Below are 11,844 nucleotides of genomic sequence, written 5' to 3'. Positions count from 1 at the left end.
GATGAACCAGGTTCCGGTGCTTATCCCTTTCGGGATTTGGGCCCCGGCAGTGGCGCCGTTGGCTGGCGGTAATCGCCATAGGGGAAGATATTACGAAAACGCTGGGCCACCGGCTCGGGGATGGAGCGGGAGAAGATCAGCTTGACGCCATCGCCATCACGCTGCCCCACAATGCGACCGCGCACCGTGTCGTGGCGCAGGATCTGCTTGGCATGCTCAATAAAGGCGGGTGACACCTTGCCCTGCTTGACCACCACCTTGCCGGGGGCAAGGCGGATTTCGAACAGGGCACCACGCCCCAGCTTCATCAACCACCAGATCAGCGCAATCGCCACTATCAAGGAAATCCAGGCCATCTTCATCCCTCCCAAGCTCTTGATATAAGGCAGTATAAGCGGCCGTGCGCTCCGATTGTTTGGCACCGATCACAGCCCCCGCGTCAGCGCAATAGCGCCTCTTTGCTCAGCAGTCCTTGCCCCAGCCCACCAGCGTCTCGCGATAGAGCGCCAGCAAGGCTTCATCGCGCACCGCCACCCCGACCTGCTGCGGGCGATAGGCTGCCCAGTCATCGTGGGAGTGGCGTTTGCCATCGAACTTTTGCAGGGTGTGGCCGATGGCCGGGCCGCTGGTGATCACCCGCACCGGCCCCTCCCGCAGGGTAAAGAGGGTCGGATCAATCACATAGGCGATGGCGGACGGGTCGTGAACGTGGCAACCGGAGAGCCCCAGCTTCTCCGAGTAGAAGCGCAGGTAGAAGCGGCTGACATCCCACAGGAAGCGGCCCGGCTCCCCCGCCTTGTCCCTGAGCTCATCCAGATAGACGCTGCTGAAGAAGCTCTGCTGGGTCACATCCAGCCCGATGATCACCACAGGCCAGTCGGCGGTAAAGACCCGGTCGGCGGCATCGGGATCATCGTGAATATTGGCCTCGGCATAGGGGGTGACGTTGCCGCGATGGCCGTTGACGCCAAAGGCGCCGCCCATCACTACCACCTGTTTCACCAGCGAGACAATCTCGGGCGCCTGTTGTAGCGCCAGCGCCAGATTGGTGAGCGGGCCGATAGTGACGAGGGTGATCTCCCCCGGCGCGGCTTTCACCGCCTCGACAATATATTGCCAGGCGGGGCGGGGATCCGGAGCGATAGTCACCTCCCCCGCCTCCATGTCGCCAAAGCCGCTCGGGCCGTGGACTATGGTGGTAGGGCCGACCGGCTCGCGCAGCAGCGGGGCGGCAGCGCCTTTGGCCACATCTGCTTTCATGCCGTACTTCTGCTTGAGCCAGAGGGCGTTGCGGGTGCCATTGTCGATGGTGGCGTTACCAAAAACAGTGGTGATGGCAAGCAGCTCAATGGCGGGGTGGGCCTCGGCAAACAGGATGGCCATGGCATCGTCGATACCCGGATCGGTATCCAGAATGATTTTATGGGTCATGAGAAATTCCTACGGTGACAAACCCTGCGACAAAAGGGAGAGTCTACCCGGCTGACGGTCTCGTATCCCGGCATGGGATCACAGAGCGGGCCTTTGCTCCCGGCAGCGGGGGCGCTGCTGGCGACAATCTGCACAAAGAACGGCGCGGCCCTGTTGCCAGCGCCGCGCTCTTTATCATTGTTCATTATCTGCTATCTGGCACCGATCTGCCTGACTACGCCCCTCAGTGCTTGCGATGCCAGCGCGGTGAGGTCGCCTTCTCCCCCCAGGGGGTGACGCAGGGGAGCAGCGCCCCTTCAATCACCATCTCGCTGCCTGCCAGCGCTTCGGCGATCTTCTGGTGCAGCACCCGCAGTACCTTGCCCTCGTGCTCGGCCAGAGAGTGGCCCGCGGCAAAGAATTCCGGCTGATATTGCAGTGCCAGCTTCTGGGCGAATTCGTAGGTGTTGAAGCAATCCGGCATCCGCTCAACCACATCTTCAAGCCGGGCCAACAAGCTGTTCAGTTCCCTGGTCATAGTGCTCTCTCCGTGTAGGTTAATAGCCAAAAACTACCCCTTATTAGATAATTCACCAACGAACAAACCACAAAAGTGTGGGGAGACACACAGTTCTCTCTTGCGTCTGGCTTGTGGTGAACGGCAGACAGCTTGCCAGCTTTACATTCCGGTAACAAACAGCTAGATTTAGACCGACTAATCAGTCGGTCATTTTTCATGCGGAGAACAACATGGGTGCGGCGCAGCTTCAACACACTCCTGAGGATATCCTCGCCATCAAGATGTCCCTGCCGGATCAGCTGGCGCGGCTCAAGCGGGCGAGTCTGGCTCACCCCATGCCAACCCTGGCCGAGCGCCGGGCGCAGCTGACCAAACTCAAGCAGGCGTTGCTCGCCCACAAGGGGCAGCTGTGCAAGGCGCTGGCAGCAGATTATGGCCAGCGCAGCCACTACGACAGCCTGATCGCCGATGTGCTGCCCTGCATCATGCAGATCAACTACACCCAGAAGCGGCTCAAGCGCTGGATGCAGCCCCACCGCCGTCACACCGGCCTGCTGCTGGCCCCCGCCAAAGTAGAGGTGCACTTCCAGCCACTCGGGGTGGCCGGCATTATCGTGCCGTGGAACTTTCCGGTGATGCTGAGCCTTGGCCCCCTCATCACCGCCATCGCGGCGGGCAACCGGGCGATGCTGAAACTCTCCGAGTTCACTCCCCATACCAATGCCGTGCTGCGCACCATGCTCACCAGCGTATTTGACGAAAACGAGATCGCCATCATCGAAGGAGATGCCCAGATGGCGGCGGCGTTCAGCTCACTGCCGTTCGATCACCTGCTCTTTACCGGCTCCACCATGGTGGGCAAGCTGGTGATGGCCGCCGCCGCGCCCCAGCTTACCCCCCTCACCCTTGAGCTGGGTGGCAAGAGCCCCTGTCTCATCGCCCCCGACATGCCGGTCGCCACCGCGGTCGAGCGGATGATCTTCGGCAAGAGCCTCAACGCCGGGCAGATCTGCGTCGCCCCCGACTATGTGCTGCTGCCCCGTAGCGAGGTGGATAACTTTATCGCCGCCTATCGCCGCCACTTCAGCAAGCTCTACCCGCAGGGGCTCAATAGTGCTGACTACGGCGCCATCATCAACGACCGCCAGTATCAACGTCTCGTCAGCTGGCTGGATGAAGCCGAGCAGGCGGGTGCCCAACTCCACCCCTGTGGCAGCCCGGCCCGCGATGACCAGCGTCGCCTGCTGGTGCCCCACCTGCTGACCGGGGTGCCGAGTCAGTGTCAGGTGATGCAGCAGGAGATCTTTGGCCCGCTGCTGCCGCTCATTCCCTACGACACCCTGGAGGAGGCGCTCGCTTATGTGGCTGAGCGGCCCCGCCCGCTGGCCCTCTATCTGATGAGCTTCGACCCCGAGCTGCAGGCGCGAGTGACCCGGGAGACCCACTCCGGCGGCATGGCGATCAACGAAAGCCTGTTTCAGGTGGCGGCCGACGATGTGCCGTTCGGCGGCATCGGCGCCTCCGGTATGGGCCACTACCACGGCCACGAGGGGTTCCTCACCTTCTCCAAGGCGAAAACCGTGCTGACCCGCGGCAAGTTCACCACCGGCTCCCTGATCCATCCCCCCTACCACAGCTGGATCCAGAAGCTGATGATGGCCTTCTTCCTGCGCTGATGGAGATGACCATGAACCAGGCTATCCCGCAGCCACAAACCATGACCGACAAGCGCCGCCAGATCCTGGATGCCGCCCTCGCCCTCTGCGCCGAAGATGGCCTGCAGGGGGCCGCCACCGCCCGTATCGCCAAGGCGGCCGGGGTGGCCAACGGCACTCTGTTCCACCACTTTCCGAGCAAGGAGGCGCTGATCCTCGCCCTCTATCAGGATGTGAAAACCCGGATGGGGAGCGCCATCCATGAAGCAGATCCCACCCTGCCGCTGTACGACCAGACCCGCCACTACTGGCAGCTGGCGATGGAGTGGATGCAGGCTAACCCCAATGAGCTCAAATTCGTGCTGGGCTTCTTTCACTCCCCGCTGCTGGCCAGACCGGCCCGCAGCCAGATCCTGAACGATGCCCTGCGCTTTCTGCCTGCCCTGCTGGCAAAGGGGCAGGCCAGCGGCGAGCTGATGCAGGCTCCCGCACCACTGTTGCTGGAGGTGTGTCAGGGCCAGTTCCTCGCCTGCGCATCACTGTTTGTCGATCAACCGGAGCTGGGAGAGGACGACTACTGGCAAGCCAGTGCCTTTGCCCTCTTCTGGTCAGCCATCTCAGGAGCCAACCCCTATGACAACTCCGACCGTTGAATCTCTGGCCGCACTTGGCCGCCGCCTCTGGATCACCACACTGCTCTGGGTGGTGGGTCGTACCCTCTGCCGCGCCGCCCGCACCGACGAGGCAGTACGCCGTGAATTGGCGCCGTTGCCGGACGGGTTGGCTATTCGCCTCGAAGTGGGCGGCATCGGCTACGCCATGAACATGCACAAGCAGGGGGGCCGCTGGTATCCCAGCGCGCCAGTCGCCCCCCATGCCACCATCCATCCGCTGCGGGTGCGCTTCAAGCACCCCAATATCGCCTTTCGCGCCCTGAGCTTTCGGCTCGGGGTCAATCAGGCATTTGGCGAAAACCGGCTGCTGGTGGAGGGGGATCTGACCGTTGCCATGCATCTGGTGCGGGGACTTGAGCAGTTGCAGTCCCTGATCCTGCCCGCCTTTATCGCGCGGCCGCTGCTGCGCCACTATCCCGCCCCGACCAACAAGCTTGGCCGGGCCTGCAACATCTATCTGGGTCTGGTGACCGGCTAACGCGCAAGGAGCCTTGAAATGAGCCGCTATTACGATTTTTTCTGCCCGGTCAAACTGCTGGCCGGTGAACAGGCGCTGGAGCAGCTGGCCAGCGAGCTGGCCAGCCTGGGTGCCCATCGCCCGCTGCTGCTGACCGACAAGGGGGTCAATGCCACCGGCCTTGCCACCCTGCTGGCTAATGTGCTGGCCGAGGGGGAGCTGCCGGTTGCCGCCATCTGGGACGAGATCCCGGCCGACTCTTCCACTGCCGTGGTGGAGCGGATCGCCAAACGCTACCGCGAGCTCGACTGCGACAGTCTGGTGGCGCTGGGGGGCGGCTCGGTCATCGACACCGCCAAGGCGGTCAACATTCTCACTTCCATGGGGGGGGATCATCTGCTCGACTACTCGGGCGCCGGTTGCCTGACCCGTCCCCTCAAGCCGCTGGCGGTGGTGCCCACCACGGCGGGCACAGGCTCAGAAGTGACGCTGGTGGCGGTGATCAAGGATGAGGCGAGCGGGCGCAAGGTGCCCTTCACCTCCCCCTTCCTGCTGCCCCAGCTGGCGGTGTTAGACCCGCGCCTGACCCAGGGACTGCCCCTCAATATCACCGCCGCTACCGCCATGGACGCCATGACCCACGCTATCGAGGCCTTTATCGGTACCGCCAAGAACCCGGTAAGCGATGCGCTGGCCCTGATGGCAGTGGAGAAGATCGCCAGCGCCCTGCCGCAAATCATCCACGACCCGCAAAACAAACAGCTGCGGCTGCAACTGGCGGAAGGATCCACGCTGGCTGGCATGGCATTCTCCAACTCCATGGTGGGGCTGGTGCACGCCCTCGGCCACAGTCTGGGAGCACGCTGCCATCTGCCCCATGGGCTGTGCATGAACCTCTTTTTGCCCACCGTGCTCGACTACAACCGCCCCGAGGTGGATAACGAGCTGGCCCGGCTGCTGCTGCCGCTGGTAGGAGCCGAGCGCTTTGCTGCCACCCCGGCCCATCAGCGGGCGGAGGCGACCATCACAGCCATTCGCACCCTGCGCGACACCTTGTGGCAAGCGGTCAAGCTGCCGCGCACCATGAGCGAGGCTGGGGTAAGCGATCGCTCGCTACTGACCGAGATCCGCGATCTGGCGGTCAACGACGGTGCCCTGCTGTTCAATCGCAAGGACGCCGACCGTGAGCAGTTACTCACTCTGCTGGAGCGGGCCTGGGCCTAGTGGCTAATCGGCCGCAACCTCACAAATAAACTGGAATGGCGCATCAGGATGGTGCGCCAACAATGAAAAGAGTTGATCAAAATCCTCTTGGTTCTTTTTGCTCGCGTGGTTGTGGCTATACCAAATAGCCCCCGTATCCCCCATCCACAATGAGATTCTCTTGGCCAACAACAGCCGAATTTTTCTATTTTTACCTGCCGTTTCAAACTGAACCTTGAGTTCAGGGTTGGATGCATCAGAAATCGCAATCTGCCGCTGATCTGGGCTGTTCTGACTTTGAGCCAACACCTTCCGGGTAACTTTCAACATTACCGTGTCCATTTTTACCTCTTCCGAACTTGCTGATTATTGCCACATCGATTCGTGCCAAGATAAAAGCCAGAGAGCAAGAGCTGGCTCAATAATCCTGATAACAATCGATACATCATCCACTATCTGTTCTATACCTTGGCTAACAGTTATGTTGTGCCGAGAGACCCAACTTTATGCCAGAGGTGCCCACCATGAGCGACATCATCCATCAGGCCAACCAGCAGCAGTTCATCTGTATGGTGGAGGGTAAAGAGTCGAGACTGCGCTACCGGCGGCTCGATGCCAAGACCATCGACGCCTACAGCACCTTCGTGCCCCCCGAGCTGCGGGTGCAGGGGATTGCCGATCAGCTGGCGCGTGCCTTCTTCAACTGGACTCAGGCGGAGGGGCTCACTATAGTGCCGAGCTGCCGCTACATTGATGTCTGGTTACGCCGCAATGCCAACAACTGAACCTCTGAACACCGTCCTCGAACAGCAATTCCAAGCCAAAACAGAAGCCCTGCTGCGGGCCGATCCGCAGCGGATGGCCTGCCTGCAAGCCGCGGCCGAGCTCAATCTGCCCGACTGGGCGCTGGGGGCCGGTTTTATCCGCAACCTCATCTGGGATCACCTTCACCACAAGGCAGAGCCCACCCCGCTCAACGATATCGACCTTATCTATCTCGACAAAACCTATCAGCAAGGACTGGCCGAAGCGGAGCACGAAGCTTGGCTCGCCAAACGCCTGCCCGGCCAGCAGTGGGAGGTGCGCAATCAGGCCCGCATGCACACGCGGCAGCTGGTGGCGCCGTTTGCCAGCAGCCTTGAGGCGCTCAGCCACTGGGTCGAAGTGCCCACCTGCATCGGCGTGCGCCTGAATCAGGATGGCGAGTTCGAGTGGCTCGCCCCCTACGGCTTTGCCATCAACTGGTCGCTGCAAGTGAGTGCCAACCCCAGATGTCGCCAGGACAAACAGATTTTTACCCAGCGCATCAAGGAGAAACGCTGGCAGGCTATCTGGCCTGACCTTCAGGTAAACTGGCCATAACCTGATTGCAATCTTTCGATAACCTTGGGCACACTAGGGGAAAAGCTGGTTGTAACTCAATGGGTTAAATAATGCGCGACTTCTTCTCTCTCGAACGCTGGCTACCGGGCCTCGCCGCCCTGCTGCATTACCAGCGCGCCTGGTTGATGCCAGATCTTCGCGCCGGACTCTCGGTGGCGGCAGTGGCGCTGCCCGTCGCCATCGCCTATGCCGAGCTTGCCGGGGTGGGTGCCATCGTCGGCCTCTACTCCTGCATCCTGCCCATGCTGGTCTATGCCCTATTCGGCACCTCCCGTCAGCTGATCGTCGGCCCCGATGCCGCCACCTGCGCGGTCATCGCCGCCGTGGTGACACCGCTGGCCGCTGGCGACCCGACCCGTCACTGGCAACTGGTGATGACCATGACCGCCATGACCGGCTTCTGGTGCCTGATTGCCAGCCGCTTCAAGCTGGGAGTGCTGGCGGACTTTCTCTCCCGCCCCATCCTGATGGGACTGCTCAATGGTGTGGCCATCACCATCATGGTGGGCCAGCTCTCCAAGATCTTCGGCTTCACTTTCAGCGAACGTTACCTCATCGAGCGGATCGCCAGCGGGGCCACCTATATCACCCAGACCCATCTGCCGACCCTGGCCATGAGTCTGGTAGCCCTGCTCACCCTGCTGCTGGCCAAGCGCTACAAACCGGCATGGCCCTCCTCCATGGTGGCCATGGTGGTGACCGCTGCGCTGGTGTGGGGTTTTAATCTCGGCCAATTTGATATCGCCACCCTGGGGACGGTGGGCTCCGGCCTGCCCGCGTTCCAGATGCCGGAATTTCCTCCCGGTCTGATGCGGGAGCTGGTACTGCCTGCGCTTAACCTGGCCATGGTGAGCTTCGTCTCCATGATGCTGACCGCTCGCAGCTTTGCAGCCAAAAACGGTTACGAAATCGACGCGGACAAAGAGTTTCGGGCCCTCGGTATGGCGAACCTCGCCTCCGCCGTCTCCCAGGGTTTTGCCATCAGCGGCGCGGATTCACGCACCGCGGTCAACGACGCCAACGGCGGCAAGAGCCAGCTGGTCTCTATCATCGCCGCGGCGGTGATCGCCCTCATCACCTTCTATCTGACGGCGCCGCTCAAATATATTCCCACCGCCGCCCTCGGGGTGGTGCTGGTGATGGCCTCCCTGTCACTCACCGATTTTCGCGGTCTTTGGGCCCTGCGCCACTCCGATCGCTCCGCCTTCTGGCTGGCGCTGGTCACCTTTATCAGCGTGCTCACCATGGGGGTGATCCCCGGGATTACGCTCGCGGTTTTGCTCGGCTTGTTCCAGTTCCTGCGCAATGTGATGCGCCCCACCGACCAGCTGCTCGGCATGGATGACGAGGGGGTAGTACGTACCCTGGGGGACAACGAACAGGCCAAGGCGATCCCGGGTATTCTGGTCTATCGCTTCAACTCGCCGCTGACCTACTTCAACGCCCCCTATTTCAAGCGCCGGGTAATGGCCCTGCTGGTACAGGATCCCCGAGCCCCCAAGTGTCTGGTGATCGATGCGGTCGCCTGCTTCACCCATCAGGACATCAGCGTGATGAGCATGGTGGGGGAGCTGCACAAGGAGCTGAAACGGCGCGGCATCCATATGGTGATGGCGGGTCGCCACGGCCAGATGACCCACTGGCTAAAGCAGGCAGGCGTGCGGGTGGGCGATGAAGGGATCATCCTCTGCCCCGACATGTATCAGGCGCTGCGCCTGACCCGCTGCTATCGCGAGCCGGTGTTCAAGGATGATGCGGTGGTGGAGAGCACCACAGATGCCATCCGCTCGAATTGGCCGCAGGATGATGCCCTGCCCGACTCGGCGCGCCTCACCCTGCCAAGCGAACAGGAGGCGGGCGCCACGCCAGCCTGATCCCCTGGCCGATGCAATCCTGCACAAGGATTGCACCGGCCTTGGCCTTGGTGTTAAATGCGCCCCCAGAGGGCACTCCCCCGAGCCCTCCCAGCTGTTGGACATGCCATGCAATCTCAATCCCATGCAGGCCCGGGCACGCTATTTGCGCTGACCTGGCCGCTCTTTATCGATCTCGCCCTGCACTTTCTGACCGGTGCCCTCAACACCTTCATGGTGGGTCACGTCTCCTATCAGGGAGTGGCCGCGCTGGCGGTCGGCAATCAGGTGTTCGATCTCGCCATCACATTGTTCAGCTTCGTCAGCATCGGTACCAGCGTGGTGATCACCCAGTATCTGGGGGCGGGCGATCGAGAGAAGAGTCGGGTGGTGATCCACACCGCCATCGGCTTCAACCTGCTGATCGGTCTGGTAGCCGCCATCGGCGTGATGGCAGGAGCAAGCACCATGCTGGCGCTGATGAACCTGCCTGCCAATCTGATGAGCGACGGGACGCTTTACTTGCAGATCATCGGTCTCTGCCTGTTACCGGAAGCAGCAGCCCTCTGTCTGGCAGCCACCCTGCGCGCTCACGGTCACACCCGTCAGGCGATGTATGTGACCCTCATCGTCAACCTCATCACCTTCGTCGGCAACCTGCTGCTGCTCTACGGCTGGTTCGGCCTGCCCCAGCTTGGCGTCGCCGGTGTCGCCATCAGCACGGTCGCGGGCCGACTGGTCGGCGTGGTGCTGCTGGTGTGGCTGGTAGCCCGCAAGACCGGCATTCGACTGGTGGTGCGCGATATCGTCCACCCCAGCCGGGAGATGCTCGGCAAGGTGCTCCATATCGGACTGCCGGCGGCGGGGGAGAACCTCTCCTGGATGCTGCAGTTTATGGTGGTGACAGCCTTTGTCGGACTGCTGGGGGACAAGGCGCTGGCGACCCAATCCTACTTCTTCCAAATCTGCCTGTTTATCCTGCTGTTTGGCCTCTCCATCGGCCTTGGCAACGAGATCATCATCGGCCATCTGGCGGGAGCAAGACAGTTCGATCGCGCCTATCAGCAGCTGCTCAAGAGCCTCAAGCTGGGGTTGGCAGTTACCTGCGTCATCGCCGTGGCGGCGGCCCTCAATGGCCGTACCATCATCAGCCTCTTTACCGATGATGCCGACATCATCACCCAGGTGGCGCAGCTGTTTCTTATCAGCCTTATCCTCGAGCCCGGGCGCACCTTCAATCTGGTGGTGATCAACGCCCTGCGGGCCACCGGGGATGCCCGTTTCCCCCTCTACATGGCGTTGCTCTCCATGTGGGGAATTGCCGTGCCACTCTCCTATTTCCTCGGTATCATGCAGGGCTATGGACTGGTCGGTATCTGGCTGGCGCTGGCCTGCGACGAGTGGGTGCGCGGTCTGGCCATGTTCTGGCGCTGGCGCAGTCGTCGCTGGCAAAACAAAATTCTTGTTGAAACAAAAGCGGAATCACAATGAAGAAGATAGGACTCTTGCTGGCTGCCATCCTGCTCAGCCCCCTGGCCATAGCGCAAACTGCCCCTGCCGCTCCCAAGGCTCAAGCCACCCAGACCTGGTATGTGGCCCCCATCGCCATCGATGAAACCAGCGACGCCCAGAAGGCGCTGACCAAGGACTTCATGGCCCAGATGATCAAGACCATCAAGATCAACGAGTACCAGACCGGCAAGGCGGTAGGCAACACCAAAAAGCCCAAGTGGCTGATCCGCACCAAGCTGATCCCCGCTAGCAACGAGCCGCTGGTCGGCAAGAAGCACCCGCAGGGTCTCACCTACGGCAAGGGCAATCCAACCCAGGAGATCGTCGGCGAGCTGTTGATGAACGGCACCCTGGTGGCCCACATCGGCCAGGGCTGGCGCGAGCCTATCGTCCCGGGCACGCCGGTGGCTGAAAAGCTCTCCATCGCCAACTATCGCTACGCCATCGGGGATCAGGCCAAGTCGGCGGATCTGGAGGAGCTGGCAGCCCAAATTGGCTTTGAGGCGGGCAAGGTGATCCACCGCGACGGCAAGCCGCTGCCCGAGAAGAAAAAGAAAAAAGAACTGGCGGACGAAGAGAAAGAGTAACGTTGCCAGCATCCTTAAAAAGGGGCCACTCGGCCCCTTTTTTGATCCTGCACCCTCACGCCAACCCTGCCCCTGTTGTGACTTGTCGCACAGTTTGGCTCACCATTCAGATTGATAAATCACTTATCTTGTTTTGATTCAACAAGTTATAAATATTCCGCCGAATACTCCAAATCATTGCCCCCAAATCCGATCAGGATCACATTTATCCCCGGCACTAAGGGGTAGCTTTGGTCTTACAGGCACAATCAAACGAAACCAAGGAGGCTCCATTACATGTTCCCAGAGTACAGAGAACTCATCTCGAAACTGAAGAGCAGTGATGTCCATTTCCAGAAGAAGTTTGACTTGCACAACGACCTGGATGCGGAGATTAGAAAGTTGGAAAAGCATCACGCCAGCGACTATAGCGCCGAGGTGAGAGATCTGAAAAAACAGAAACTCAAACTGAAAGAGGAGATATACGACATCCTCAAACAACATCCACAATAGATGCCTCGAAGAATATGCGGATAAGCAATTTATCCCCCAGCCCGGCCCACGCGCCGGGCTTTTTGTTGTTTCAGTCAATTAGTTGACACCCGAGCCTA

General features: G+C 60.9%; 14 protein-coding genes. 10 read left to right on the top strand and 4 right to left on the bottom strand.

Features of this window, described 5'->3' with window-relative positions:
• Window positions 1-20: 20 nt before the first annotated feature.
• The 3 genes from G5380_RS06920 to G5380_RS06910 form a co-directional block, all read right to left on the bottom strand.
• Window positions 21-356, bottom strand: coding sequence for a DUF3634 family protein (locus G5380_RS06920; protein WP_005353195.1), 336 nt, complete (start codon window positions 354-356; stop codon window positions 21-23).
• A gap of 106 nt (window positions 357-462) precedes the next feature.
• Window positions 463-1,431 carry a nucleoside hydrolase gene (locus G5380_RS06915; protein ID WP_150996563.1) on the bottom strand — a complete coding sequence of 323 codons (969 nt, stop codon included), beginning with the start codon at window positions 1,429-1,431 and terminating at the stop codon, window positions 463-465.
• A 223-nt stretch (window positions 1,432-1,654) separates the two neighbouring features.
• Entirely contained in the window at window positions 1,655-1,948 is a 294-nt protein-coding gene (locus G5380_RS06910; RefSeq protein WP_005353197.1) for a hypothetical protein, read from the bottom strand.
• A 212-nt stretch (window positions 1,949-2,160) separates the two neighbouring features.
• Between G5380_RS06910 and G5380_RS06905 the strand changes: the two genes are divergently transcribed.
• The 4 genes from G5380_RS06905 to G5380_RS06890 are packed head-to-tail and all read left to right on the top strand — an operon-like array spanning window position 2,161 to window position 5,940.
• On the top strand, window positions 2,161-3,606 hold the full coding sequence (locus G5380_RS06905) for a coniferyl aldehyde dehydrogenase (protein WP_421352568.1): 1,446 nt from the start codon (window positions 2,161-2,163) through the stop codon (window positions 3,604-3,606).
• A gap of 11 nt (window positions 3,607-3,617) precedes the next feature.
• Window positions 3,618-4,238: a TetR/AcrR family transcriptional regulator gene (locus tag G5380_RS06900; RefSeq protein WP_069555480.1), complete on the top strand. Its 621-nt coding sequence runs from the start codon at window positions 3,618-3,620 to the stop codon at window positions 4,236-4,238.
• The gene (locus G5380_RS06895; RefSeq protein ID WP_421352567.1) at window positions 4,219-4,737 is read left to right on the top strand and encodes a hypothetical protein; all 519 of its coding nucleotides are present in this window, start codon (window positions 4,219-4,221) and stop codon (window positions 4,735-4,737) included. Before G5380_RS06900 ends, G5380_RS06895 begins: the two co-directional genes overlap by 20 nt.
• A gap of 18 nt (window positions 4,738-4,755) precedes the next feature.
• On the top strand, window positions 4,756-5,940 hold the full coding sequence (locus tag G5380_RS06890) for an iron-containing alcohol dehydrogenase (protein ID WP_421208683.1): 1,185 nt from the start codon (window positions 4,756-4,758) through the stop codon (window positions 5,938-5,940).
• Window positions 5,941-5,943: 3 nt separating this feature from the next.
• On the opposite strand, the gene G5380_RS06885 is transcribed toward G5380_RS06890, so the two are convergent.
• The gene (locus G5380_RS06885; protein WP_124928964.1) at window positions 5,944-6,249 is read right to left on the bottom strand and encodes a hypothetical protein; all 306 of its coding nucleotides are present in this window, start codon (window positions 6,247-6,249) and stop codon (window positions 5,944-5,946) included.
• A gap of 194 nt (window positions 6,250-6,443) precedes the next feature.
• Here G5380_RS06885 and G5380_RS06880 point away from each other — a divergent pair, with 194 nt between their 5' ends.
• From G5380_RS06880 to G5380_RS06855, 6 genes are all read left to right on the top strand, one after another.
• Window positions 6,444-6,704, top strand: coding sequence for a GNAT family N-acetyltransferase (locus G5380_RS06880; protein WP_005337747.1), 261 nt, complete (start codon window positions 6,444-6,446; stop codon window positions 6,702-6,704).
• On the top strand, window positions 6,691-7,281 hold the full coding sequence (locus tag G5380_RS06875; protein WP_421352566.1) for a nucleotidyltransferase family protein: 591 nt from the start codon (window positions 6,691-6,693) through the stop codon (window positions 7,279-7,281). Before G5380_RS06880 ends, G5380_RS06875 begins: the two co-directional genes overlap by 14 nt.
• A gap of 71 nt (window positions 7,282-7,352) precedes the next feature.
• A complete protein-coding gene (locus G5380_RS06870) occupies window positions 7,353-9,176 on the top strand; it encodes a SulP family inorganic anion transporter (RefSeq protein WP_204419266.1) in 1,824 nt (607 codons plus the stop codon).
• 108 nt (window positions 9,177-9,284) lie between these two features.
• Window positions 9,285-10,646, top strand: coding sequence for an MATE family efflux transporter (locus G5380_RS06865; RefSeq protein ID WP_005361670.1), 1,362 nt, complete (start codon window positions 9,285-9,287; stop codon window positions 10,644-10,646).
• Window positions 10,643-11,254 carry a hypothetical protein gene (locus G5380_RS06860; RefSeq protein WP_421352565.1) on the top strand — a complete coding sequence of 204 codons (612 nt, stop codon included), beginning with the start codon at window positions 10,643-10,645 and terminating at the stop codon, window positions 11,252-11,254. The genes G5380_RS06865 and G5380_RS06860 overlap by 4 nt, the downstream gene beginning before the upstream one ends.
• A gap of 276 nt (window positions 11,255-11,530) precedes the next feature.
• Complete coding sequence (locus G5380_RS06855) at window positions 11,531-11,746, top strand: YdcH family protein (RefSeq protein ID WP_005337763.1); 216 nt, start codon at window positions 11,531-11,533, stop codon at window positions 11,744-11,746.
• The last annotated feature ends 98 nt before the right edge of the window (window positions 11,747-11,844 follow it).

This window comes from Aeromonas sp. 604443 (assembly GCF_049170315.1).
Taxonomy (GTDB): domain Bacteria; phylum Pseudomonadota; class Gammaproteobacteria; order Enterobacterales; family Aeromonadaceae; genus Aeromonas; species Aeromonas veronii_A.
This window is presented reverse-complemented; position numbering and strand designations above follow the sequence as displayed.